Genomic DNA, 26,631 nt, shown 5'->3' with positions numbered 1-26,631 from the left:
AATCCAAGCAAATCCAATAAAAAAGCCCTTTTCGCTTTCAAATTTGCTGTAAAAAGACTATTTTTTACACATTTTTCTTTTTAGAGATATTTTGCTTGTGCGCAAAATAGTATTTTACTTCTTTATATTGTGAAACTCTAATGAAACACAGGAGAACTTTATGAGCGAAAAACTTGACGCATTGGCGGAAGAGACACCAAAAAGCGATAAAATTTCCATTGGCGGAACAATTCGCAAACAAAGAATATCGATGAATATATCGATAGATAAAATTTCAAGAGATTTGAAAATAAACAAAACTTACGTCCAAGCGATTGAAGACGACAAGCACGAACTTCTTCCTGCGCTTCCATACGTGCGCGGTTATATAAAAGCTATAGGAGAATATCTGTCTATAGACTCAACAAAACTGCTTAAGCAATTCTCGTCGGAAGAAGAAAACAACAGCAATGGCAACGGCAACGGCGCAAAATCGAATACATCCTCTGCAAAAGATAACAGAGACAGCGGAAAACAAGAAAGTGATAAAGACGAAACCATAAATGTAAGTATGTCGGAACAGAAAAAAGGCAAAAACTACAGTTTCCCGATTTTGCTTTTAGTTCTATTGGGAGTTTTGGCTTATTTTGCCGCAAATTTCGGAACATTCGGAGACGAAAATATTTACGACGAAGAGATTGTTTCGACCGAAAGCGAAGCATTAGTTCCACCCGATGAAAGCGACGAAAACGAATTCGGCGAAGGCGAAGAAGGAGCAGACGGCGCGGCGGTTGCGCAAACTCCGAGCATTGAACTTGTGGTTAATTTGGCAAGAGACAGTTCTGCAATAGAAGTAATCAACGACGGAGTGCTTACACGCAACAGAACTTTTTCAAGACCGTACAGATTTACGGAAACCGCAAGAGACACCCTTGCAATTCGCCTCGGCGCGCCTATGGCGGCAGAGCTTACGTTTAACGGAAACTCCGTTGCAAGAAGCGGAAGCAGACCGACAAACTGGCTTTTTACAAATGACGGGAATTTCAGAACCATAACTTTCAACGAATGGCAAAGATTAAGAGAAAGAGCGACTGCACCGTAATGTGGATTGATACGCACGCACATCTTTGTCAGACTAACGAAAGCGATTTTTTTGCGCAACTCGAAAGAGCAAAAGAAGCGGGAGTTTGCGGAATAATAAATATCGGAACCGATATTGAAGAAAGCAAAACCGCCATTCGGAGAGCAAAATTGCCGACGCCTTTAAAGACCTTTGCCGCAATCGGAATATGCGTTCCCGAAAGCGGCAATTTTTCAGATAATTTTGACTGGGTCGATGAATTGAGCGATTTGGCGAAATCTCCCGAAGTCGTCGCAATAGGCGAAACAGGGCTTGACGGCGCAGGAAAAGACGGTTATCCGTCGATTGATTTGCAACTTTCAGCGTTCAAAAAGCAAATAGAATTAGCGAAATTGCATAACTTGCCGCTTATCGTTCACTCGCGAATGCAAGACGAAAAGGTGCTTGAAATGTGCATTTCTTCTGGAATAAAAAAGGCGCTTTTTCATTGCTTTACGGGAACTGCCGAAAGTGCGAAAAAAATTACAGACGCGGGCTTTTACATATCATTTTCTGGCATAATAACATTTGCAAAAAGCGGCTTAAACGAAGTAATAAAAGCGGTGCCGACAGAGCAAATTTTGATAGAAACAGACGCGCCGTGGCTTGCCCCTGCACCTTTCAGAGGAAAGCCAAACGAACCGTCATATATTCGATTTGTCGGTGAAAAGGTCGCTGAAATTCGCGAAATTGATGAATATGCAATGGCGAAAATAATAAAAGAGAACACTCAGAATTTTTTTGATATTGTATTTTAAGAGAATGGGAAATTTTTATGCGGGAAGATAAAGAAATCGAGCAAAATTACAATAATGTCGGCGCCAAAATAGGCGCGGCGGCTCCCCAAAACAGCGAGCAACCTATAAAGGTTTCTATGCCATCTCGTTCGGGAAGACTGAAACGCGGCGGAGGCAATGACCCGTTCGGCGCAATTATAGTATGGATTATATCTATTGCTTTGATGTTTATGATTATGCGAACAATGTCGGATAACACAGGTCCCGCAATGCTCGAACACAGCCAATTTCAAGAACTTCTGCAAATAAAGCAAACCGAACAAAACTTCAATATTTCGGCGGAAATCAGACCTTTGGAAAACGGCGTTGCGCAACTCAGAGGATTATTAAGCGATTCAAACGTTATTTCGCAAATTGCGCAAGTCGCTTCTCCGAATGTCCATTTTTTTGTAAACATACCATTTCCGCTTGACCCACAAACCGTCGAATACTGGAATGAAGTAGGAATGTCCTATAGAATTTTAGGACAACAATTCGGATTTTGGCAATTTATCAGTAATAATTTGTGGCTTATAATATTATCGATTTTTCTGTTTATGATGTTCAGAGGAGCGCGCGGAGCGGCGAGCGGGATGTTCGGCTTCGGAAAAGCGCGGGCAAAACAGCTGATGGACAATAATACCAAAACCTTTGCCGACGTGGCAGGCGCGAAAGAAGCTAAAAACGAGCTGGCAGAAATTGTAGATTTCCTTAAATCGTCCGAAAAGTACAAAAAACTTGGCGGGAAAATTCCAAAAGGCGTATTGCTTCTCGGCTCACCGGGAACAGGAAAAACCCTACTTGCCAAAGCAGTTGCGGGAGAGGCAAAGGTGCCGTTTTTCTTTATGAGCGGAAGTGAATTTACGGAAATGTTTGTGGGCGTGGGTGCTTCTCGTGTTCGGGATTTGTTCGACACCGCAAAAAAACAAGCGCCCTGCATAATTTTCATAGACGAAATAGACGCGGTAGGTCGCAAACGCAGTTCTGAATTCAGAGGCGGAAACGGCGACGACCAAACACTGAACCAAATGCTCGTAGAAATGGACGGGTTTGAAGAAAATTCGGGCGTAATCGTAGTAGCCGCGACAAACAGACCCGACGTCTTAGACCCTGCGCTTCTTCGGGCAGGACGTTTCGACAGACAAGTTGTCGTAGATGTCCCCGACGTAAAAGGTCGCGAAGAAATTTTGCAGGTACATACCAAAAACCTGCCGCTTGCCGACGACGTTCATTTGGAAACAATAGCCAAAGGTACTCCCGGTTTTGTCGGCGCGGACTTGGCGAATTTAGTGAATGAGGCAGCTCTTCTTGCGGCGCGTTTTGAGGCGGAAAAAGTGAGTATGATTGATTTTGAAGAGGCAAAAGACAAAATCGCAATGGGAACCGAGCGAAAGAGTATGGTATTGTCCGAAAAGGAGCGGAAAATGACCGCTTATCACGAGGCAGGGCACGCCATTTGTACGCTTCATTGCGAAAACGCCGACCCGCTTCATAAAGTTACAATTATTCCGCGAGGCAGAGCGCTCGGCATTACATACTCCGTCCCCGAAGAAGACAAACATTCCTATTCCAAAGATTACCTTTTAGACAGAATTTGCGTAGCAATGGGCGGACGCGCCGCAGAAAAAATAGTTTTCGACAACTTTACGACAGGCGCCGCCAACGACATAAAAGTATCAACCGATTTAGTGCGAAAAATGGTTTGCGAATACGGAATGTCGGAAGCAGGTCCCATTGCTTTGGGCGCAAAAGAAGAAGAAGCGTACTTGGGATATGAGATGACATCGCGCAATTACTCCGAAAAAATGGCGGAAGAAATAGACCGCCTCGTTAAAGGAATAATACTGAAGCAAGAAGAGCGTTCCATAAAAATACTCACAGAACACCGCGCAAAACTCGACCTGCTTGCCGAAGCGCTTATTGAACACGAGCTTTTGGACAAAGAAGAAATAGACAAAATTATTTCGGGAACAGGCATTGAACGCGCCAAAAAGAGCCGTGATAAAGACCTCGCGCCCATAGATATGAGAGCGTGGGCAACGACCGACAAGGTCGAAATTTCGTCGGAGGGTGAAAACATATCGACTTCCCGCAAACATTTCGATGAAACAGCAAAGCAAAACGAGCAAATTATTGAAGGTTTTGAGAGAAGGATTGCCGAAGAAGAAGATATAATTTTAATTTTGGAAGCAAAAGTCGCCGAAGAAGAAAAGAAAACGCCGCCCGACAGAAAGAAAATAAAGTCCTTTCTGGAAAGCATTAAAAGCGTGCAGAAAAAAATAAAATTCTATCGCAAAAACATCAAAATTGCCGATGATATTATTTATCTTGCAGAAGGCGCATCATTGTTGCTTGAAGAAGCAAATGCCGCCGACCACGCAGAAGAAAAACCAAAAAAGGAAAAAGACGAGAATAAAGAATGAACATAGATTTTAAGGTAATGGGAATATTAAACATCACCCCCGATTCGTTTTCGGACGGGGGATTGTATTTTGGCGATTTAGGCAAAATAATCGACCGCGTCGCAAAAATGACGGAAGAAGGCGCGGATATAATAGACGTCGGCGGCGAAAGCACAAGACCGAATTCCGATGAAGTTCCCCTTGACGAAGAACTAAACCGAGTAATTCCTGCGGTCGAGGAAATCCGTAAAAGGTTTGATACGACTATTTCAATCGATACCCGAAAAAGCGAAGTTGCAGAACAGGCGTTAAACCTTGGTGCAAACTGGATAAACGATGTAAGCGCGGGAAGATTTGACCCGAAAATTCCAAAAATAATTGCGAAACACAACGCAACAGCAATCGTAATGCACAGCCGAGAATGCCCAAAAAAAATGCAGGATAACCCACATTACGACGATGTAATAACGGAAGTAAAAAACGAGTTGCAAAATTCGGTAAATTTGTTTATTTCTGCGGGCGTATCGAGAGATAAAATAATTATCGATCCCGGAATAGGCTTCGCGAAAAGATACGAAGATAACCTTGTTTTAACCGCAAATCTCGACAAAATCGCTTTTGATAACTACCCGATGCTTTACGCCGCTTCCCGCAAAAAATTTATTGCCCAAACAATCGAAAGTGAAACAAAAAATCGACTTTACGGCGGACTTGCGGCAATCGGACAGGCATATTTGAACGGTGCAAGAATTTTTCGCGTGCACGACGTCGCCGAGACCGTCGATTTTTTGAAAATGAGCGCAAAACTTGCTGTATTCAAATCTATTACAGGAGGTAAAAAATGAACCTTGCCACAACAACGCACGAACATAATAAAATCCCTGCCGACGATTATCTTATTTTTATAATCTGCATAATTTTTGCGGCATTCGCCTTTTATTTGGATTCGCCGAGCGACATACTCGCAGGACTGCACAGAATAAACACATCCCGAAGCGTTCTTATTACCGACTACGTTGCATTGGCAGGTATCGGCGCAACGCTTATAAATTCGGCAATTCAGGTGCTTCTCACGCTTGTCCTTGTTATGACCACCAAAACCAAGCTTACGGGAAGAGTAATCGCCGCGATATTTTTGACCGCGGGGTTTTCGCTTTTCGGCAAAAACATATTTAATACACTGCCGATAATCGGAGGCGTGTGGCTTTACGGAAAGGCGACAAAAACGGATTTTCGCTACCTTGTTTTGCAGGCAATGATTGCAGGAACAATCGCGCCGATAGTCAGTGAAATAGCGTTTTTCGGCGATTTTACAACCCCTCTCAAAATCCTCGCGGCTTATGCGGTCGGAATATTTGTCGGCTTCATTTTTCCGGTGGTTTTAGAAAAAACTGTCCCTATTCACAAAAATTATTGTCTCTACAAAGGCGGAATTGCGGGCGGTTTTATAGCTGTGATGTTTGCGGGACTTTTCAGAAGTTTCGGCTTTGAAATCAATCCCGAATACTATTGGGATATAACGCACACTTTACCTCTGTCGGTTCTTTCTTACACCATTGCGGGAGTGCTTATTCTGTTCGGTTTAATTGCGGATAATCCCCAGAACACTCTACGAAAATTTATGTCTCTTACAAGAGAAAGAGACACGAGCGACAGCGATTTTTTCAGGACGTACAAATACACCGCTTATGTAAATATCGGAATTTTGTGCGCGCTTGCAACAACCGTTATGCTACTTTTAGATAAACCCATTAACGGACCTATTTTGGGGGGAATTTTTACTATTTCGGGATTTGCCGCCGCAGGAAAAAGCCTCAGAAACGTCGTTCCTATTCTTGTAGGAAGCATATTCGCCGCGCACATAAACTTTTTGGACGTCGGCGACCCTCAAAACGCCCTTGCCATTCTTTTTTCCACGGGACTTGCGCCGATTGCAGGTAAATACGGCTGGCATTGGGGAATAATTACAGGCTTTGTGCACGTGTCAATCGCCATATTTGTGGGCGACATAAACGGCGGACTTAACCTTTATAACAACGGTTTTGCAGGCGCCTTTGTCGTGGTGATAATCATTCCGATTATAGGCTTTATTAACAGCACATTCGCCAAGACAAAGGCGCGAATAGAAGAAGAATTTCACTTAGGATAACTTCTTCTTCTCCCGTATTTTTTTCGCCGCCGCAATTCCCAAAACGACCAATACAAAGATGTATGCGGGAAGCGCGGCAAGTAATCCATAACGCATATAAAGCGAATCCACTTTCATTTCTATTGTGTGTGTTCCCGCGGGAATTTCCACCGCCATAAATGCAAGGTCGGAGTTTATAATCTGCGCCTTTTCACCGTTAACAAAAACTTCCCACGACGGATAAAAACTTTCGCTTATGCGCAAAAGCCCTTGCGTTTCAACTTGGACTTCCGCAATTCTGCGGTTTGGAGTATATTTTATCCAACGCGTAGTAATATTTGTATTGGCGCCATCTGTTTCTGCCGAGACAAATGAAGGCGTTTGCTCCAAAATTGCGGTTTTATGCGCAAGCCACGCGGGATTGTTTATGGTCTGCGAAATCTCTTGCCAATCGTCTTTTACAACAAAACTATTGGTAAATGCGAGGCGCGGCATTGCGTTTCTGTTCTCCAAAAACATAAGCTGGTCTGCCCTGCTTGCTCCTTGCGGAAAAAAGAAAACATAGCGCACACCTGCAAGATTAAGCGTATTTGAACCCTCTGCAACAGGGTCGGCAACACCCATTTGAGCACGTTGGAAAATCGGCGCAAAATAATTCATACCGCCGCGAGCGCGAAACTCACGGTAGCGCACAAGTTCGTTGTCGTGAAAGCCGTTTACGCCTTCAAGTCCCCAAAAACTCTCTATATTTTCGTTCCAAACTCGCTGAACTTCCGGGAAAACCATTGTGCGAGCGGGAGCGCCGCCTCTTTCGATATTAGTTCTCCGCAAAACTTCAGCAACGGCGGGAGGAGTATTTCTGTAAATCGCATTACTTTGGAAATTCACAAACTGCGTTCCGACGCGGAGCATATCGATTATTCCGAGAATAAAAATTATAGCAATCGCAATCTCTTTTTTGAGGTAGCCGCAAACTGTCGCCCAAACCGAAACCAAAATCGCCGTTGCAATTATCCACCAAATACCGAGCGCGGGAAGGAAGTTTTCGGTGAAATTCCTCTCCCATATTTGCACCCCGTTTCCTTGCTGATTACCCGCCAAATTCGCGCTGAACATATCGCTGAATGCAAAATTAAATCCTTTATCCGCAAAAGCAAGGCAAATAAGCGATATTACCCCGACCGAGGCGAGCAAGCCGATTTTGGTATTTTTGAGACGTTTGGGGCTGAAGTTTTTCCATTCTTCGTTCCAAATATCTTTTAATGCAACCGCGCTCAAAAGAATTATTGCGAACGCGGCGACAAATATAATCATTCCCATTGCACGGAATTGGTCAATCCCGGGGATAAAATTATATGCAAACATATAAAGCGAAATAACGTCCTGCGGGTTCGGACCAAAGCGTATTCCGGGAGAGTTCGCAGCAACAGCCAAAAGCATAATGAAAACAGAAAGCGCAAGCCAGAATATCCGCCATTTCGACGGCTTAAAAACAAACGCAAGCACTGCCAAAATCATAGCGGCGGCACCGATGTATTCCGTATTTAACTTAAAGAAGTTTTCGCCCCAGTAATATTGATACCAGCCGCTGAATTCCGCAATCCAGAGCGACATAATTTCCGCAAAATGCAAACTCCACGAAGTCGCCTTTGCAAAGTCGATTTCGCCGCGCACCGAATGAGCGTTCTGTATAAAAAACATAGAAACCAAGAACTGCGGCGCACCAATCATAAGACCCAAAAACACGCCGCCCCAAAAGAAAAGCGTGCCGTTTCGCAATAGTTTTATCTCGGATTTTCGTTCGTCGCCGATTTTATGCCTAATTTTTTGGAAAAGCAGAATGCCGTTAAAAAGCCAAACCGCTCCGATTGCCCAAAGCGCAAAATACACCATTTGCACGTGAACCGTAAGCAAAGAAAATCCTATAACTATACCCAAAAACACGAGTTTTTTGAGGTCGGGTCTGTCCAAGCCCGCTTTTACTATCCAAACCATAAGCGGAAGCATTGCAATAACCGCCATTTTTGCGTCGTGTCCGGGAGATACCGTCGAGAAAAACGCAGGGCTCAGCATATAAAAAACTCCCCCAATTCCTGCAATAAACACGGGGAATTTGAACGCCTTAAAAAGCATTAAATAGAAAAACAGTCCACCCAAAAACAGATGCAAAATCAGTTTTCCCTGCTGTCCTTGATACGCAGGCATAAGATAGTTAAACGGGAAAGTTATGGGGAGCAGGTAGTCGCCTATCATTGCGTCGCCCGTGGGCATTCCGCCCAAAAGCCCTCTGTTCCACTGAACGATTTGCCCGTCCTGCATTAACCCCTCGCGCATAATAGTTCGCGGTCCGAATTTGGCTACTCTGTCGCTTGCAATAAGCATTTTGTCGGGATTTGCCCACTCGTGAAACACGCCGATAATTATTGCCAGCATAAAAGCGATTATGGCAAAATGCGCCCATTTTGGGGTTTTTGCGCCTAATGTATTGCTGAGTTGTGTAGTCATTTGTTCTCCTTGGTTTTTTATTTTCGGAGACAAAAATACTATTTGTTTAACTTGTAATGCGCCCATATAGTATTTTAGTGCTGTTATTTTACTTATTTTCTCATAAACCAAAGGAAAAAAATGCTTACGGCGGTCGAAAATCCCGTTAATATAAAAAAAGAGCGACGTTATCTAAAATCGCTTTATTTTATAATGTTTTTGGCGTTTGGTTCAATACAACCGTTCGCTATGGCTTTTTACAAACGCATTTTAACTACCGAAGACGGCTCGCCCGATATGCTTTTAATAGGAATTATTGCCACAGCAAGTCCGGTTGTCGCCTTTTTTGCGAATTTATCCGTCGGAGTTCTTTGCGACAAATTTAATTTAAGTCAAAAACTCGTGAGCATTTTAGCTTTTATGGGAGCGGTTTTTGCAACAACAATAGGAATTTTAGGCGCACACACAAGCATAGCGCTTCCGAACTTTGCAATGCTTTTCATTATTGCCGTTTTATCTTACAGTTTTGTTATCGCCTCGCTCGGTCCTCTTGTGGACAGCGAAACATTGCACCATCTGAACAAGCATTCCGACCGCAAAAAATTCGGAAATTTCAGGATTTGGGGAACTTACGGCTGGGCTGTTTCGGCGCTGACGGTCGGCGTTCTTTTAACCTTTGTAAGCCTTAGCGAAACCGGAGAAAATTATCGACTGATATACTTTGTCGGCGCGGCAATGATGTTGTTTTTGGGAATTTTCGGAATAAAAGCGCGTCCCGTAATGGTCAAAAAACCAAAAATATCATACGCATACATCTTTAAAGATTTTCTGTTTATGCGCTTTTTAATCTTTGTTTTTATACAAGGGATAATAATGGCGAGCACAACCGAGTTGTATTTCAGTTTCTTTTGGGCGCAAGTGCTTTCGGGACCGCTTCAAATAGGAATGGTTTACGCTTTTTGGACAATTCCCGAAATATTTATAATGAAAAACAGCGACAAACTGCTCCATAAATTCGGAAGCAGAAATATACTTCTGTCAGGAATTTCCTTTATTGCGCTTCAACTGCTTTTGCTCTCGTTTCTTACGCCCGATATGCCGTTTATCTTGAAATTTATGCCCGCAATGCTTCACGGCGTGTCGTTTGCTCTGCACTTTATCGGCACAATAAACTATCTCGACTCTTACGCTCCGCAAAATATGAAAGCAACCTATTTAACAACAATGTACATAGCGCGCTCGGTATTTGCGGCGGTAATCGGCGGCGCAGTCGGCGCAACGGTAATTCACAATTTCGGAACAAGCATACTTATGCGCGGCGGCGCAGTCGGTATGATACTGATGGCAGTGTTCTTCGTAATGTTTGTGAAGAGACCGAAAGAGATGGCTGAACAGAATTGAAAACAAAAAAAGCGGATAGAAATACCCGCCTTTTTTTTATTTTATGACCGAAAAAGTCTTCACTTAATGCATCATTATATTCTTAATCAACTTCTGCGCTTTGTTTGAACGTCTTAATTTTATAAGTGCGCCGTCTTTCAGCTGTCTTACTCGTTCGCGGGTGATGTCCATTTGCTGACCGATTTCTTCGAGAGTGTAGTGCGTTTCCTCGCCTATGCCGTAATATTTACGGACGACAAGGTATTCGCGCTCGGTCAAAAAGTCGCGCATTATTCGGCACATTTCGGACGATACCGAGTTTTCGAGCGCTTTTGAGTCGGTGTCTTCTATGCTGTCGTTGGCGATGGTATCGAGCAATGCTCCGCCGTCGTCGTCGCGCAGAGGCGCGTCAAGCGAACGGTGGCGACCGCTGATTTTCAGTGAGTTTATTACGTCGTTTTCACCCATTCCCATTGCTTCGGCTATTTCGGCGTTAGTGGGATTTCGGGAATATTTTTGCATTAACTGCTCGCGAACCTTGCTCACTTCGTAAATTGTCGCAACTCTGTTAAGCGGAACTTTTACTATTCTTGAATGGTCGGCAAGTCCTTGCAAAATCGCCTGTCTTATCCACCAAACAGCATAAGAGATAAATTTGAAGCCCTTGGTTTCGTCAAAACGGCGCGCCGCTCTTATGAGACCGAGGTTTCCTTCATTTATTAAGTCGCTCAATGTAAGCCCTTGATTTTGGTAGCCGATGGCAACACCGACAACAAAGCGCAAATTCGCCTTTATAAGCATTTCTTCGGCTTTAGCGTCTCCGGCACGGATTTTCTTAGCTGTCTCTCTTTCTTGTTCCGGTGTTAGCGGATTATATTTTGTAATATCTTTGAGATATAGTTTTAAGCTTTCTTCTTCCGTAGAAATGCTGTATTTTTCCGAACCGGACATCTATGTACCCCTTTTTCGTAGATAGTTAGACGCAAAATACTATTTTCCACAAGCAAATTTCGGAATTTCCGTTAAATTTTATACTTTTTTTGAATTTTATATATTATATATGTACAAATAATAGTATTTTATGGGCAAAATTCCGAAACAGAAAGGTTTTTATATGAAAAAAATATCTTTATTTTTTATTTTATTGCTTGCAATAGCAAGTTTTGCGCAAAATACGGTGCCGGGACACGATTGGGTCGAAACAGGACAGATGCTCAGATATCCGAGCAACCGATTTTTTACGGCAGTCGGGATTGGAGCAAATGAAGCGACGGCAAGAGAAAACGCCATCGTTGAAGTCCGAAGACAGATTTCGGCGAGCATCGATTCGCGGACATTATTGACGGAAGTGCAAATCACCGAAAACAATCGAACGACGACAACTTCGCAATTCGACCAAACACACATAATGGCGGTTGCAGGCAACGTTGAAGGCGTGCAGATAATTGCGACGGAGGCGCGCGAAGGCAATTTTTTTGCATTTGCGGCGCTCGAAAAAGAAAGATTTATTTCACATCAAAGGATGAAAATTACCGAACTTCGCAACGCATTGATTGAAGCGAACAAGCAGGCGCAAAATGCAGAAAAAGACGGAAACATCGCCCTCGCACTTCAGATTTACAATTCGACTTTCGACAAAATTTCGGCGATAGAAGCCGAGCGAGCTCTGCTTTCTGCGGCGACTACCTTGAATACAGCCGACGGGGTTCCCATTTCGCGCTCTCAGATTTCCGCAAACATTGCGCGATTGGCGGCATCTCTGAGAATAACTGCGGCAAGCGAAGAAAGCCAAAGAGTTTTTATTGAAGATGTGGCGGAACTCGAATTTACGGTTTTGGTAAAATCAGACGGCAATGAAGCGGAAAACATACGCGTTTTGTTTTTTGACGCCAACGAAAGAAGAGTGGCAACCGCGCTTACCAACCACGAAGGTTTGGCGCATTTTATGCTTGGAGACAGCGCCCCGACAGCCCGCGGAACTCACAGATTTACGGCAAAAATTGACTGGAACGGCGAAACCATCGGCGAAGCGCGCTTTTCTTACACCGTGCAAACACGAGAACTTTCTGCGCGAATTTCGGTATCGGTATCGAACGACTTGCGAAACGGACGCGCCGAAATTGAACGCGCAGTACTACAAATGTTCTCGGAACACGGAATAACCAACAGCGCGACAAGTTGCGCAAGAATTACAGCCACTGTTTCCGACACGCCCGGTGAAACCGTGCAGGGAGTTTCGGCGGCAAGAACGTTTGTTCGCTCAACCGCCGAAGTGCTTATTTCGGTTTCCGACCAACGAGGCACGACTGTATTTTCGGCAGGCGCAAATCAGCTCGGAATGGCAAACCAAAGAACGGGCGCCGTCGCCGACGGGGTAAGAAAAATGCGTTTGGGCGCAAATCTTTCTCCGATGCAAGAAGCAATCCGAGCAGTTTTGGACGGTTGTCAGTAAATTTCACGACAAATCGCGCAGAAAATCGTGATTTTTTGCGCGAACGTCTTCGGCAAAATTTATTTTTATGCAAATAAATTTTGATTTTTTGTGTTTTACAGAAAAGAAAGTGTTGTTATAAATGATAAAAAAATTACTGTTCAGTTCTACCGCGACCCAAAAAAGGGTTGCTATTCTTGAAGACGGAAAAGTCGCCGAATATATTGTAGAACAGCCCGACGAATGCCGCATCCTCGGTAATATTTACAGAGGTCGCGTCAGCAGGGTTGTTCCAAGTATTCAGTCGGCTTTTATTGATATAGGACTGGAAAAAAACGCGTTTTTGAACGTCAGCGACATCGAAATGGCGCTTATTCCCGACCTCGAAAAAGAACAAAGCGAAGATGACGACGACGATTACGACTACGACGAACAATTAGCCGCAGAAAGAGCAGACTCCGTAAACAATGACGAAACCGAAAGCGAGACGGACAAAAAGAAAGGCGGAAAATATCTGCCGATAGAAGACCTGCTCGAAGACGGACAAGAAATTATTGTTCAGGTTTGCAAAGAGCCCATCGGCGACAAAAGCCCGAAAGTTATGACAAAAATCTCGCTCGCAGGACGTTTCACCGTTCTTGTTCCCGACAACGAAAACATAGGCATTTCAAAGAAAAGCGCAGGCAAAAAACAACGCAAACGCCTAAGAAAAGTGCTTCGCGAAATGCTTCCCGACGGAATGGGTTGCATAGTTCGCACCATAGGTTTGGAAGTTGACGAAGAGTTAATTTACAACGAACTCAAACAGCTTGTCGCCGAATGGGACGAAGTTCAGAGAAAATCACTTGAAGGCGAAGAGCCGTGCCTGCTTTACAAAGAGCAAAACATAATAACATCGTCAATAAAAAACTTTTTTTCAAACGAAGTAGATGAAGTTCTCGTGGATAACACCGAAGATTACAACGAAATAGTGGTATATCTGAACAATGTCGCCCCCGAAATGCTGAGCAGAGTTTCGCTTTACAAACAAAGTACTCCGCTTTTTGACGCATACGGAATAGAAAAAGATTTGGACAAGTCGCACAGACGAAAAATCTGGCTGAAAAGCGGCGGATATTTGTATTTCGACAAAACGGAAGCGTTGCTCGCAATCGACGTAAATTCGGGGCGAAACAACTCCGAAGACACGCTCGAAGATACAGTTTTCGCAGTAAATATGGAAGCGGCGAAAGAAATAACGCGCCAACTCAGACTTCGCGACGTCGGCGGCATAATTGTTGTGGATTTTATCGATATGAAAAAGGGCGAAAATCGTCATACTTTGGAGCAAACAATGCGCGAATACCTCAAAAACGACTCCACAAATACCGCCTGCACAGACCTTTCGCGCTTCGGACTTATGGAAATGACCCGAAAACGAGTACGCCCCGGCATAAACGAAATGATGACGGACGTCTGCCCATCCTGCAACGGCTTGGGAAGAATTTTCTCCACCAAAACAATCGCCTCAAAATTAGACAGATGGCTTCACAGAGCGGCGGCAGAAGAGGGCGGGCAAATTTCGCGCATAAAAATTCTCACTTCCAAAACTCTTTTTGACTACATCGAAAGAAACAACTTACAGGCGCAATTAGAGAGCAACCACAAGATAAAGTTGTTTTTTGAGATTTCATCGCGCTTAGAACAGGACGAGTTTGAGGTATATACAAAAGAAGACGGCGAAGATATTACAGAAAAACACTTATAGGTCTTGCGTACGCGCTTAACAATATACTATTTTAGTAGGCACTTTTCGGAAAATAAAAAAATTTAATAGATTTGAGGAGAAACTTAAAGATGGTTTCAGTTGTAAAACAAGGCGGTTTTCAGTATAAGGTGAGCGAAGGCGAAACGCTCGAAATTCCGCTTGTAGATGGCGAAGTCGGGCAAGAAATTACTCTTGAATCCGTTCTTCTTTTGAGCGACGGAACAAAAACGACTGTCGGCACACCCGAAATTGCAGGCGCAGTTGTTAAAGCGGAAATTGTGGAACACGGGCGTTCAAAAAAGGTTTTGGTAGTCAAAAAACTCAGAAGAAAAGACTATCAGAGAAGAAACGGTCATCGTCAAGATTTCACAAAAATTAAAATTACTTCGATTAAAGCGGCGTAAGGAAAAGGAGATTTAGATATGGCACACAAGAAAGGTCAAGGCTCGACAAAAAACGGTCGCGACAGCAACGCCAAACGTTTGGGAGTTAAAGAATACGCAGGCGAATTGATTAGCGCGGGAAGCATTATTATCCGTCAGCGCGGCACAAAAATTCACGCGGGTGAAAACGTCGGTATGGGTAAAGACCATACGCTTTTTGCAAAAACCGAAGGCAAAGTAGATTTCTACAAAAAAGCGGGCGACAGAAAATTTGCGAGAATTATCCCCGTTGTAGCATAAGTTTTCTTTAATTTGCAAATCGGCAATGAAAAAGATTAAAATTAAAGCGCAAGAGATTTTATTTCTTGCGCTTTTTTGTTTTGTTGCGACGGCGTTCGCTCTTCCCTCTTTACCTCTGTCGTTTTTTGAGAACGAGAGCGTTTTTGCTTCGGCAGAAGAAAATGCAAACATAGCCGAACTTTCGTTTGAAACGTCTTTTTGGGACAAAGGCGATACGGTCATTGTCGCGATAATTATAGGCATTCCCGAGAACTACCATCTTTATTCCAACCCCAAAGGTCCGGGAGTAGGCAGAGAACTGCGCATAAATTTTGACGACAACGCAGGCGTTCTTTTTGCCAAACAAACCACTCCACAAAAATATTTGCCGCCAAATGAGCCGCCCGAACTTTGGCTTTGGGCGTGGCAAAACGAGGCAATTATTTTTATTGCATTTTCGAGCAAATATTTTTCGCCGCCCGTATATATAGAAATAGAGGGTGGTTATTGCCGAATTTCGTGCATTCCGTTTTCGCGGCGCCTCAAAATTGAACCGAACGGCAATGTTTTTGACAAGGATTTGAAATACATTTTTGAAAAAGCAAAGAAATTTCCTTTGGCTGACGATGATTTGATTGTATTTAACATACATATTTCACCGCAAAACTTCTCATTACTTTCGGCTATATTTATTGCGTTTTTGGCAGGAATAATTCTGAATTTTATGCCTTGCGTTTTGCCTGTTTTGGGAATTAAAATCTTATCGTTCTCACAAAACACAAGCAAAAAAACGGCGTTTCTTAAAAGTTTGGCGTTTTCGGCAGGAATTATTTTTGTTTTTTTGCTTTTGGCAATCGTCGCAATTCAGGCAAAAATCTGGTGGGGACAACAATTCCAAAATCCGATTTTTATCACAGCTCTCGCATTATTTATGGTAGTCGGAGCGTTAGTTTTATTTGACATTTTAACTCTTTCGCCAAATTCAAAAGTCGCCGATTTAGAAAGAAAGCAAGACAAAAGCACATTTTTCGGGAATTTCGTCCGCGGAATTTGCGCCACAATTTTGGCGACCCCCTGTTCGGGACCGCTTTTGGGTGCAATTTTTGCTTGGGTTTTGATAGACAACACACCAAATGCCGTCTTGGCAGTTTTCTTGGCGGTTGGTGCGGGAATGAGCGCGCCGTATATGGTTTTGAGCGTATTCGGCGGCGCAAAAATTTCGCAGAAAATCGGAAAACACTCACATTCGCTCAAAAAAATACTGGGCGTAATTCTGCTTTTATTTGCAGTCTATTTACTTTTCTCCGCGCACTCACACAGAATTCTACCGAACAGTGTTCTGAACACTGTTTCAAACAGTGTTTGGATAGAATTTTCGCAAGAATTATTCGAAGAAGCGCAAAGAAACAGACAGAGCGTAATTGTTCAATTCACTGCAAGATGGTGTTTAAACTGTCAATACAACAAAATTACAGTTTACGAAACGCCTGAAATTCGCCGAATTTTGACAGAAAGAAACATTTTGGCATTAAGCGCCGATTTAACAAACGAAAACATTGAAGCGCAGAATTTAAAGCAAATGTTAAATTCCCGAAGCATACCCTTTATGGCAATTTTCGACGGAAACGATTTTTCAAATCCCATAATTTTTAGAGACATAGTAAGCCGAGGCGCAGTTTTGCAGGCGTTGGAAAGAGTAAGATAAGAGCAGGTTTCGTGTAATTAAACCTGCCCTTGGTGTTTGAATGTTATCTATTCACCCCAATTCTCGCGGAATACGAAAATCTTCTGCCGCTGATACCTGTTGCTTCCACCACAATCAAATACGTGCCGTTGGCGACGTATCTGCCTGCGGCATTGGTCAAATTCCAGATGATGGTGGGTTCGACAGGCTCACCCACCGATAAGCCGAGCGCAAAACTGGTCGCTGAGCCTGTCGAAGCGAACACGACATTGCCCAAATTATCGAATATCGTCAAATTCACCGTTGCGGGCTCAGGAGTTATCACCGAAATTCTTGCCATATCTGAGACGATGGCATTTTCAAGGAATATGCCGTATCGGCTGTCTGCGTTTTGTTTGTTGCGAATTAAAGATGGTGCGCAACCATCTAATTCTGTTAATTGCGGTATTTCTCGTGTTTCGCTGTCTGTTTCGGTGCAAGCGTTGCAAGTTCTTGTTCTTTCTCTGCTTCCATCTGCCGTGCAACTTGCTTCAACTGCAACGTTCCAAATACTCCAACTATTCCAAAGATGACCTAATGCAGGTACAGGCAGTATTTCCCTTCCTACTTCATAGCACAAACTACAGCTTCTAGTTCTCGTTCTGTCGCCTGCTTCCGTGCAAGTTGCAGTAGTATCTCCCCAAGTGCTCCAAGTTCCCCAATTATGTATCAGCGCAGGTATTATGTTGCTTTCACTATGGTCGCAACCACGTCTTGTACAAATTCTTTCTTCTTCTCCAGCTCTTCCGCAAATTGCAGGTAATATCATTTCCCAGTCGCTCCAATCGTGGTCTAATGCCACTATTTCACGATTTTCGCTATGCTCACAATTCCCCCTTGTGCAAGTTCCTGTTTCTTCGCCTGTCGCTTCGCAAGTTGCCGCTGTTGTTTCCTGCCAATCAAGCAAGTGTCCCAATGCTGTTGTTATTTCTTGTTTAGTGTGCGTTGCATCATTTAGGCAGGTGTACTCTCTGATACCGTTTGTCAAACAAGTCAGTTCTTGTATTACCATTCCCTCATCCCAATCGTGCGCAGTTGGGTCAATCGGTATTTCCCTTGTTATTTCGTGAGTGCAATCTGAACGCATACATCTTCTGAATTCTAATCCTGTTTCTATGCAGGTCGCCGCAGTTCTTACAGTAAAAGCAGTCGGTAAATTATGACCGAGCGCCGCCACAAGAACTTTGTCGCAAATTGTGCAAATTTGCGGCGTTGTGCAAGTCGCCGCTACGTCTGTGGAATGTCCACCCACCAAAACAACCCGCCTGTTCTGTTCTCTACCTGCTTGTGTAGCATTATCTGCGATGGGATAACCTTCTCCATAGCCAACGGCACGAAGCTGACTAGCTGGAACGCCTTGTTGTATGAGATAATCCATAACCGAATTTGCTCTATCTTGCGAAAATCTCAAATTGTTCTCTACTCTTCGCTCGGAAAAAACCCCCTCAGCAGAAGTGTGTCCTTGTATTTCAAATGAGACATTAGGATAACTGAGAATGAAATTAGCAATATTGTCAAGTACCCAATGTGATTCGAGAAGCAATTCTGCACTTCCAATCCGAAAATTAACCCCTTGTAATATTTGGCTTCCGCATTGCCCCCACACCACACTCGTAGCAACCATCACCGCCGTCAACACCTTAAAAAACCTGCCCATAAAAGCAACCTCCTGTAAAAAAGTTAAAGCAAGAACAAGCAAAGGCTGTTCCGCCAAAATTCATAATTTTGCGAAAACTTTGAATAAATCCATATATTGATAATAACAGACCACGCAGGCAGAACAACCTAATAAAGGTTGGCTTACGTAGCTCTGTTAAAAACAGAAATAAATATATGAAAAGTCAGAACAAAATTCCAACAATTCAAAGTTTTCGCACCAATAAAATACTATTTGTTTGGGGCGAGGTGGCAGTTTGATGTTTTTTTTGTGAGAAATTACAAAAAAATACAAATTTTCATTTTACTCTTGACTTTTCGGGGAATTATTTGGTATATTCTTATCAGAAGCAAAAAACTCTTGTAGTTTTTTGTCTGTAAAAGGCGACCTGCTTGCTTCCGCCCGTCCATTTACGGGGTCGAGTTGTAAGAGGTCGCTATTTTTATATACCTGCACGTCACTAACCGTTGTAGCGTGTAATTCGTTTCTTTCTACATTGCCTTTTTTTACATTGTTTTCGGAAACGGTAAACCTAATAAAAAAAACATTTTTTCCGTCGGTAAACTTGTTTATATAATGATGAAACGCCTTTATGTTAGGGTGTGCTTTATGCCCCGGATATACAATTTCAGGCTCTATTAAAAATCTAAAAGATGTTCTGTAAAGTTCAGGAATGTCTTTTATAATTTTAATAGCGTTTTTGTTTTTAGAACTTATTATTTTGGTTGCCGTTGCAACAGGGACAAGCACCGTTTGTCCTCCGTTATCATTTGCAATTGCTTGGGGAAATTTTCTTACAATTTCTTTGGCTTCTGTTTGACTTATTAGTTCGCCCATCGTTATTTTTTTAATAGGCAAATTTTCGATTTGTTTCCTGTTCACAGTCATTACACTCAGATTGTCGCTCATATTTTTTCCTAAATTTTTTAATATTCGCCTTTGAGAAAATAATTTTTTCATTTTTTTGCCAAAGAACGGGGAGAAAATACTATTTATTTCGGAGCACTGCGGCGGTTTGATAGTTTTTTTACCCATTTCTATTGTATCTTATTCTGTTTCAGAAAAAATAATGGATAATATATTAGTTAACCACTGATTAAATCGCTGATTAAAACAGTGTTTAGTTTTTTACGAAAACGCTACATATAAGACGAAAGTCGGAGATTGGGCGGTTTTTTGTGGGAACTTAGCATTTCCGCTAACTTTTGTTTTTTGGCAAATAGTATTTTACTCCAAAAAAGGAGAAAAAATGATACACGAACTAAAAAAAGTCGAAGAACTCGTGTCGGGTATTAACGAAGTGCATAAAAAATTCTCCGACTACTATTTTGATTGCGACGAAAAAAAAATAAATTTGGCGAAAACTATTCGCCATATTCCGTTCGACCACATTCGCCTGTATCGACTTAATTTGCACGAAAGCATAAACGATTATATTTGGGAATTAATTCAAAAAGATTTAAGGTTTCTTTATCGAGTAAAAACTATGGAAAGTTTAACGGATAAAATCGAACGTTTTAGCCAAAAAGAAAATCAATATCCCGTCAGCAATTGGCTAAACGACATATTCGGAGCAAGAATAATCGTGAAAACCGAACTTTACAACGAAATAAGAGAAAACCTGTCTCCGTGGGAAGAAAAACTCGGCTTAAAAAACTGGTACGAAAAAGGCGAAAATGCAGAGGACGGCTACAAAGCGCTTCACGTTTATTTCAAAAACAAACTGAATTATTTTTTCCCTTGGGAATTACAAATTTGGGACGAAAAAAACATTGAAACCAATATTCAACACCACAGAATGTATAAAAGAGGCTTTGTAAAATAAATGACCAAACACGACATTCTCAAAGAATACTTCGGATATTCTGAATTCAGAAAAGGACAGGCGGAAATAATCGACGCTATTCTGGAGAAACGCGACTGTTTGGCTGTAATGCCGACGGGTGCGGGAAAGTCCGTTTGTTTTCAGGTGCCCGCTATGCTTTTGGACGGGATTACCATTGTCATTTCTCCGTTGATTTCCTTAATGCGCGACCAAGTTTTGGGACTTGTGGAAGACGGAATTCCTGCGGCTTTTATCAACACCGAATTAACTTGGGAGCAAACAAAAAAAGTCTTCGATAACGCTCGTCGCGGTCAATATAAACTGATTTATGTCGCCCCCGAACGCCTCGACGCGCCGCATTTTGCCGAATTTGCCAAGAAGTTAAATATTTCTATGATAACCATAGATGAAGCGCACTGCATTTCGCATTGGGGCAACGATTTTCGTCCGAGCTATCTTAAAATTTGCTCGTTTATCGAAAACCTGCCCGAACGCCCTGTGATTTCCGCATTTACCGCAACCGCCACACAAGACGTAAAAGAGGATATTGCCAAAATTTTGGATTTGCGCGACCCATTTATTATGACTACGGGATTTAATCGGGAAAACTTGTATTTCGACGTTAAAAATCCAAAAAACAAATACGAAGAATTAGTGAAATATCTAAAAGAAAACGAAGAAAAAAACGGTGTAATTTATTGCTCCACGCGAAAAATTGTTGAAGAAATCACCGAAAAACTGCAAAACGACAACTTTGACGCAACCCGCTATCACGCAGGGCTCGAAAACAATGAGCGCAAAATTAACCAAGACGATTTTATTTATGACCGCAAAAAAATTATCGTCGCAACAAACGCTTTCGGAATGGGAATTGACAAAAGCAACGTATCGTTTGTAATCCACTACAATATGCCAAAAAACATTGAGGGATATTACCAAGAAGCAGGACGCGCAGGAAGAGACGGGACGCCCGCGCAATGCCTTCTGTTTTTCTCGGACAGAGACATAATTACGATTAAAGGTTTCATAGAAAAAGTCGGCGAAAACAATCCCGAACTGTCGCCGGAAGAGGTCGAACTCATTCAAAAACGCGACAAAGAACGCTTGACGAAAATGGTAAATTATTGCAGAAGCGCAACTTGTTTCAGAGAATATATATTGGAATATTTCAGCGACAGCGAAGACGTAAAATGCGGAAATTGCGGCAACTGCGACAACAAAAATCCGATAGAAGAAAGAGACATTACCGTTGACGCGCAAAAGATTTTGTCCTGCGTATCAAGAATGAACCAAAGGTTTGGAATTACGCGGGTCATAGAAGTTTTACGAGGAAGCGCAAACGATAAAATGGCAGAATTAGGCTTAAATAAACTAAGCACTTACGGAATTATGAGAGAGCAAACCGAGCGAGAAATCCGAAGTATCTGCGACTATTTAATTAACGAAGATTTTTTGCAACAAACAGCGGACGATAAATATCCGATAATAAAATTAACCTCGAAATCGGGCGAAATTCTGCGCGAAAGAAAGCAAATAATAATGTCTTTCAGAAAAGATATGGTAAGCGTAAAAACCAAATCCGCGAAAGAAAAAAGACGTTCGCCCGCCGCCGATATTCAAACCGCAAACAACGATTTGTTGGCGACGCTCAAAAATTTACGTCGAGAATTGGCAAACAAAGCAAAAGTTCCCGCTTACATAGTTTTCCCCGACTCCTCGCTCATTGATATGGCAAACAAAATGCCCGCAAACGAAAGCGAATTTTTGCAAGTTTCAGGCGTCGGAAAAAGCAAAATGGAGAAATACGGCGAAAAATTTCTGGAATGTATCAGGGAGTTTAAGGAAAAATAGTATTTTCCCACAAAAAACATCGGAGAGATAAAAAATTATGCGCACACTTGAAGAAGAAATAGACCTGTTTTACTCGCAAGAGAAGCGGTGGGGACTGTCCCCGATAAGCGCGCCCGCCGCAAAAATGATAGAGCTTTTGGACGAAAAAACTTACGATTTGGAAACTTTGGCTAACGAGGCAAAGCGGCTCACCCGCCAACATTTCGGCAATACCATAAAACTTTTTACGCCGCTTTATATATCTAATTACTGCGAAAACGGCTGTATTTATTGCGCGTTTTACAGAGACAACAAAATCGGGCGAAAACAACTTGACGAAAAGGAAATTCACGAGCAATGCCAAAAAATCGCCGAAACGGGACTGCGCCAAATCCTTGTTTTGACGGGCGAAGCGCCTAATATTTGCAATTTTGAGTATGTCAAAAACGCGCTTAAAATAATCAGGCAATATTTTTCGGCGATAAGCATAGAAGTTTATCCGATGACCGCCGAACAATACAAGATATTGATTGACGAAACTAATATTGACTCCATAACAATGTATCAGGAAACTTACGACCGAGAACTTTACGAAAAATATCATTTATACGGTCCCAAAAAGGATTATTCGTGGCGACTTAACGGGCTTGTGCGAGCGTGTGAAGCAGGAATGCGGGGCGTACAACTCGGCGCGCTTCTGGGTTTGGGCGACCCCAAAAACGAACTTGCGGCAATGGCGATACACACCGATTGGCTGCAAAGAAATTTCCCCGAAACCGAAGTAAGCGTTTCATTTCCGCGAATTCGCCCAATAGAAAACGGCGGCGACATTAAGTATTTTGAAATAAGCGATAAATTTTACGCAAGAATTATTGCGGCGTTCAGAATTGCGTTTCCGAGTGTGCCGATAACGCTTTCCACCCGCGAAACAGAGAAAATGCGCAACGGACTTTTGAATTTCGGCATAACAAAAATTTCGGCGGGCGTTTCAACATCGGTAGGCGAAAACGGCGAAAGCGGCGAACAGTTTGAAATCGCCGACGAAAGAAATATCACCGAAATTAGCGAACATCTTACAAAAAACGGACTTCAGGCGGTGTTCCACGATTGGAATTTTGAGTTGGTGAGGTAGAAAACCTTTGGTTTGGGAAAAATTTTGTTGTTGTTTCGTATGTAAAAAAATTACTCTATCGCCTTGTTTTACCATACTTCCTCGCCGACAGGTTTTCCCCAATCCACTTCTTTAATTTCTTCTCTTATTTTGGCAGGGTCGTAATCTGCGCCGTAAAAATCAATAAGTCGTTGCTTAAACGTTTTATTCTTTTTTATCGGCGTGCGTGTTTTTGCAATTGATTGTTGATTTGGATATGACACAAAAACAATTTTAATCTTGGCTTTACCGACAGGTACACCTTGCGGAACAGGCAAATCTAAGCGGACGTGTCTGTCTCTTGTTATATCTACAGTTCTCTGCAATGTCATATATTATCTCCTTTGAGAATTTTAATTTATGTAAAAATACGTTATGCCCAAAACAAAAACGAGCGGATTTTTTGCGCCCGCTCGTTTTTATTGAAAAGTTAGTGTTTTTATACCACCGAAACACCTGTAAAAACGGAAGTCCATCGTTTCTATTCGTCTTAATTCCCCAAATATCACCGAAATTAGCGAACATCTTACAAAAAACGGATTGCAGGCAGTGTTCCACGATTGGAATTTTGAGTTGGTGAGGTAATTTTTTATAATTTTTTCGCATAGTTTTACGAATTTTCGTTATTTTCCTTTCAAAAATAGTATTTTTCTCTCAAAAATTATCTTAATAAGGAGAAAATATGGCACAGAAAACTAATATTGAAAAATGGGGATTTGAAACAAAACAGCTTCACATAGGACAAGAAGAGGCTGACCCGACAACAGGCTCGCGAGCGGTACCTGTTTATCAGACGACATCTTATGTTTTTAATAACGCGGAGCACGCGGCGGCGCGCTTTGGACTAAAAGACGCGGGAGGCATATACACCCGTCTGGGAAACCCCACGCAGGACGTTTTTGAGAAAAGAATAGCGGCATTAGAAGGCGGAGTAGCGGCATTGGCAACAGCAAGCGGCGCGGCGGCAATCACCTACACTTTTTTGAACCTTGCGCACGCAGGCGACCACATAGTTTCGGCAAGAACAATTTATGGCGGAACTTACAATTTGCTCGCTCACACGTTGTCGAATTACGGAATAACAACCACTTTTGCAGAGCCGAATGTCGCCGACTTGGAAAAAGCAATTCAGCCGAACACCAAGGCGATTTTCATTGAAACGCTCGGAAATCCCAATTCAAATATTATTGATGTTGCGGCGCTCGCCGAAGTCGCCCACAAAAACAAAATTCCGCTTATTGCCGATAACACTTTTGCAACGCCCTATCTGTTTCGCCCGATAGAACACGGCGCGGATATAGTCGTGCATTCGGCGACAAAATTTATCGGCGGACACGGCACAACTTTGGGCGGCGTAATCATCGACAGCGGCAATTTCGACTGGAAAGCAAGCGGAAAATTCGCCTCCATAACCGAGCCGAACGCAAGTTATCACGGACTTTCTTTTGCCGAAGCGGTCGGAAAAGCGGCGTTTGTCGTTCAGATTCGTGCAACTTTGCTTCGCGATACGGGAGCGGCGATTTCACCGTTTTCGGCGTTTATGCTTTTGCAGGGCTTGGAAACTTTGTCGTTGCGCGTTGAAAGACACGTCGAAAACACCAAAAAAGTATTGGAATTTTTGCAAAAACACCCGAATGTCGAAAAAATAAATCACCCGTCGTTAAACAATTCGGATTTGCCGCTCTATAACAAATATTTCCCCAACGGCGCAGGCTCCATATTCAGCATAGAAATAAAAGGCGGACAAGACGAGGCTTGGAAATTTATCGACAATTTGCAAATTTTCTCGCTTTTGGCAAACGTCGCCGATGCGAAATCATTGGTAATTCACCCCGCAACCACAACGCATTCGCAGTCGTCGCCCGAAGAATTGCGCGAGCAGGGAATAAAGCCGAACACAATTCGTCTGTCAATCGGAATTGAAAGCGCAAAAGACATCATTGCCGATTTGCAACAAGCGCTCGAAATTTAGGAGAAATTTATGGCTGTGTTAAATTCGATAATCGACGGCGTTGGTAAAACGCCGCTCGTAAAACTAAACAAACTTACAGGCGACCTTTCTGCGCAAATTTGGGTTAAAGCAGAGTTTTTCAACCCGCTTTCGAGCGTAAAAGACCGCTTGGGAAAAGCGCTCATAGCCGACGCCGAAGAAAAGGGACTTATAAAAAATGATACCCTGATAATTGAGCCGACAAGCGGAAATACGGGCGTTGCTTTGGCGTATATTTGCGCGGCAAAAGGCTACAAACTAATCCTTACAATGCCCGAAAGTATGAGCATTGAACGACGAAAATTGCTGTCGGCACTGGGTGCAGAATTGGTGCTGACCCCCGCAAATTTGGGAATGAAAGGCGCAATTGATGAAGCCGAAAAACTGAAAAACGAGCGAAACGGCATAATTTTAGGACAATTCACCAATCCCGCAAACCCTGCAATTCACCAAAAAACGACAGGTCCCGAAATCTGGAATGATTTGGACGGGAAAGTCGATATTTTCGTCGCGGGAGTAGGCACGGGCGGCACAATTACAGGCGCGGGAAGATTTTTGAAAAGCCAAAAAAGCGACGTAAAAATAGTTGCCGTCGAGCCTAAAAATTCGCCCGTTTTAAGCGGCGGACAAGCGGGAGCGCATAAAATCCAAGGAATAGGCGCAGGATTTATTCCCAAAATTGCAGATACCGCGCTTTTTGACGAAATTATCCAAGCTCCCGAAGAAGAAGCAGGCGAATGGGCAAGGCGCGCCGCGAAAGAAGAAGGCTTACTTATCGGAATTTCGAGCGGAGCAAACATTTTTGCGGCAGTTGAACTTGCAAAACGTCCCGAAAATGCAGGAAAAAACATTATTACCGTCGCAAACGACAGCGGTGAAAGGTATCTTTCTACTTGGCTTTTTGAAAAATAATTAAAGTTTTTACGCTTTTTTGCCGATATAAGAAGCAAGGGATTGTTTTTATTTTCAAGGAGGAAAATTATGGATATTTCAGCGGCAAGCATTTCAGCAATGAAACAAGGCGAAACAAGAGCTGCGGTTAATCTCTCAATGCTGAAAAAAACTCAAGATTTTGTGGCAACGCAAGTGATGGATTTACTTCAGGCGATACCACAGTCGCCGAATTTTGGAGCAGTCGGCGGCAACATTGATGTAAGAGGCTGAAAACAGCAAACGAAAATTTCTGTAGATTTTTTATAAATAAAAGGCAGACCTGCAATGGTTTGGCTTTTATTTTGCTTTTCTGAAAAATATAACGGCTTTCTCTTGTGCGAGACAGTCGGAATATATTATATTAGAATTAAGTCAAAGGCTTTTATAGCGGTTTCTTAGAGCGCGTTCAATACG

22 protein-coding genes are annotated in these 26,631 nt (G+C 42.8%); 17 read left to right on the top strand and 5 right to left on the bottom strand.

The window, feature by feature from the left end; translation table 11 throughout:
• The first annotated feature begins 160 nt into the window (after positions 1–160).
• Genes FWE23_00590 through FWE23_00570 form a run of 5 tightly spaced genes read left to right on the top strand, consistent with a single transcriptional unit; the run spans position 161 to position 6,426 of the window.
• Complete coding sequence (locus tag FWE23_00590) at positions 161–1,081, top strand: helix-turn-helix domain-containing protein (protein ID MCL2843943.1); 921 nt, start codon at positions 161–163, stop codon at positions 1,079–1,081.
• A complete protein-coding gene (locus FWE23_00585; protein MCL2843942.1) occupies positions 1,045–1,857 on the top strand; it encodes a TatD family hydrolase in 813 nt (270 codons plus the stop codon). Before FWE23_00590 ends, FWE23_00585 begins: the two co-directional genes overlap by 37 nt.
• A 17-nt stretch (positions 1,858–1,874) precedes the next feature.
• On the top strand, positions 1,875–4,298 hold the full coding sequence (gene ftsH / locus FWE23_00580) for an ATP-dependent zinc metalloprotease FtsH (protein MCL2843941.1): 2,424 nt from the start codon (positions 1,875–1,877) through the stop codon (positions 4,296–4,298).
• A complete protein-coding gene (folP, locus tag FWE23_00575; protein ID MCL2843940.1) occupies positions 4,295–5,122 on the top strand; it encodes a dihydropteroate synthase in 828 nt (275 codons plus the stop codon). Before ftsH ends, folP begins: the two co-directional genes overlap by 4 nt.
• Positions 5,119–6,426, top strand: a complete 1,308-nt coding sequence (locus FWE23_00570) for a DUF1576 domain-containing protein (GenBank protein ID MCL2843939.1) — start codon at positions 5,119–5,121, stop codon at positions 6,424–6,426. The genes folP and FWE23_00570 overlap by 4 nt, the downstream gene beginning before the upstream one ends.
• Here the strand turns inward: FWE23_00570 and FWE23_00565 are convergent.
• Positions 6,418–8,910 carry a hypothetical protein gene (locus FWE23_00565; GenBank protein MCL2843938.1) on the bottom strand — a complete coding sequence of 831 codons (2,493 nt, stop codon included), beginning with the start codon at positions 8,908–8,910 and terminating at the stop codon, positions 6,418–6,420. The two genes, FWE23_00570 and FWE23_00565, sit on opposite strands and share 9 nt — an antisense overlap.
• 120 nt (positions 8,911–9,030) lie before the next feature.
• Between FWE23_00565 and FWE23_00560 the strand changes: the two genes are divergently transcribed.
• The gene (locus FWE23_00560) at positions 9,031–10,290 is read left to right on the top strand and encodes an MFS transporter (protein MCL2843937.1); all 1,260 of its coding nucleotides are present in this window, start codon (positions 9,031–9,033) and stop codon (positions 10,288–10,290) included.
• Between the two features lie 63 nt (positions 10,291–10,353).
• Here FWE23_00560 and FWE23_00555 read toward each other — a convergent pair whose 3' ends face one another.
• On the bottom strand, positions 10,354–11,220 hold the full coding sequence (locus FWE23_00555; protein ID MCL2843936.1) for an RNA polymerase sigma factor RpoD/SigA: 867 nt from the start codon (positions 11,218–11,220) through the stop codon (positions 10,354–10,356).
• Positions 11,221–11,383: 163 nt separating this feature from the next.
• On the opposite strand from FWE23_00555, the gene FWE23_00550 reads away from it, so the two are divergent.
• From FWE23_00550 to FWE23_00530, 5 genes are all read left to right on the top strand, one after another.
• Entirely contained in the window at positions 11,384–12,721 is a 1,338-nt protein-coding gene (locus tag FWE23_00550; GenBank protein ID MCL2843935.1) for an LPP20 family lipoprotein, read from the top strand.
• 121 nt (positions 12,722–12,842) lie between these two features.
• The gene (locus tag FWE23_00545; GenBank protein MCL2843934.1) at positions 12,843–14,447 is read left to right on the top strand and encodes an Rne/Rng family ribonuclease; all 1,605 of its coding nucleotides are present in this window, start codon (positions 12,843–12,845) and stop codon (positions 14,445–14,447) included.
• Positions 14,448–14,536: 89 nt separating this feature from the next.
• The gene (gene rplU, locus FWE23_00540; GenBank protein ID MCL2843933.1) at positions 14,537–14,851 is read left to right on the top strand and encodes a 50S ribosomal protein L21; all 315 of its coding nucleotides are present in this window, start codon (positions 14,537–14,539) and stop codon (positions 14,849–14,851) included.
• Between the two features lie 18 nt (positions 14,852–14,869).
• Positions 14,870–15,130, top strand: a complete 261-nt coding sequence (rpmA, locus tag FWE23_00535; GenBank protein MCL2843932.1) for a 50S ribosomal protein L27 — start codon at positions 14,870–14,872, stop codon at positions 15,128–15,130.
• Positions 15,131–15,155: 25 nt separating this feature from the next.
• Positions 15,156–16,814: a thioredoxin family protein gene (locus tag FWE23_00530; GenBank protein MCL2843931.1), complete on the top strand. Its 1,659-nt coding sequence runs from the start codon at positions 15,156–15,158 to the stop codon at positions 16,812–16,814.
• Positions 16,815–16,857: 43 nt separating this feature from the next.
• Here the strand turns inward: FWE23_00530 and FWE23_00525 are convergent, their stop codons facing one another.
• Positions 16,858–18,489, bottom strand: a complete 1,632-nt coding sequence (locus FWE23_00525; protein ID MCL2843930.1) for an OmpA family protein — start codon at positions 18,487–18,489, stop codon at positions 16,858–16,860.
• Positions 18,490–18,792: 303 nt separating this feature from the next.
• Positions 18,793–19,398, bottom strand: a complete 606-nt coding sequence (locus FWE23_00520; GenBank protein MCL2843929.1) for a hypothetical protein — start codon at positions 19,396–19,398, stop codon at positions 18,793–18,795.
• A 340-nt stretch (positions 19,399–19,738) separates the two neighbouring features.
• Between FWE23_00520 and FWE23_00515 the strand changes: the two genes are divergently transcribed.
• The 3 genes from FWE23_00515 to thiH are packed head-to-tail and all read left to right on the top strand — an operon-like array spanning position 19,739 to position 23,276.
• Complete coding sequence (locus FWE23_00515; protein ID MCL2843928.1) at positions 19,739–20,314, top strand: GTP pyrophosphokinase; 576 nt, start codon at positions 19,739–19,741, stop codon at positions 20,312–20,314.
• Entirely contained in the window at positions 20,315–22,165 is a 1,851-nt protein-coding gene (recQ, locus tag FWE23_00510) for a DNA helicase RecQ (protein MCL2843927.1), read from the top strand.
• A 37-nt stretch (positions 22,166–22,202) separates the two neighbouring features.
• On the top strand, positions 22,203–23,276 hold the full coding sequence (gene thiH / locus FWE23_00505) for a 2-iminoacetate synthase ThiH (protein MCL2843926.1): 1,074 nt from the start codon (positions 22,203–22,205) through the stop codon (positions 23,274–23,276).
• 68 nt (positions 23,277–23,344) lie between these two features.
• Here thiH and FWE23_00500 read toward each other — a convergent pair whose 3' ends face one another.
• A complete protein-coding gene (locus FWE23_00500; protein ID MCL2843925.1) occupies positions 23,345–23,626 on the bottom strand; it encodes a hypothetical protein in 282 nt (93 codons plus the stop codon).
• A 350-nt stretch (positions 23,627–23,976) separates the two neighbouring features.
• Here FWE23_00500 and FWE23_00495 point away from each other — a divergent pair, with 350 nt between their 5' ends.
• From FWE23_00495 to FWE23_00485, 3 genes are all read left to right on the top strand, one after another.
• Positions 23,977–25,266, top strand: coding sequence for an O-acetylhomoserine aminocarboxypropyltransferase/cysteine synthase (locus FWE23_00495; GenBank protein ID MCL2843924.1), 1,290 nt, complete (start codon positions 23,977–23,979; stop codon positions 25,264–25,266).
• 9 nt (positions 25,267–25,275) lie between these two features.
• Positions 25,276–26,196, top strand: coding sequence for a cysteine synthase A (gene cysK / locus FWE23_00490; protein ID MCL2843923.1), 921 nt, complete (start codon positions 25,276–25,278; stop codon positions 26,194–26,196).
• 69 nt (positions 26,197–26,265) lie between these two features.
• Entirely contained in the window at positions 26,266–26,448 is a 183-nt protein-coding gene (locus tag FWE23_00485; GenBank protein ID MCL2843922.1) for a YjfB family protein, read from the top strand.
• Positions 26,449–26,631: the final 183 nt, after the last annotated feature.

The organism is Chitinivibrionia bacterium (assembly GCA_009779925.1).
In the GTDB taxonomy this organism is placed as follows: Bacteria; Fibrobacterota; Chitinivibrionia; order Chitinivibrionales; family Chitinivibrionaceae; genus WRFX01.
This window is presented reverse-complemented; position numbering and strand designations above follow the sequence as displayed.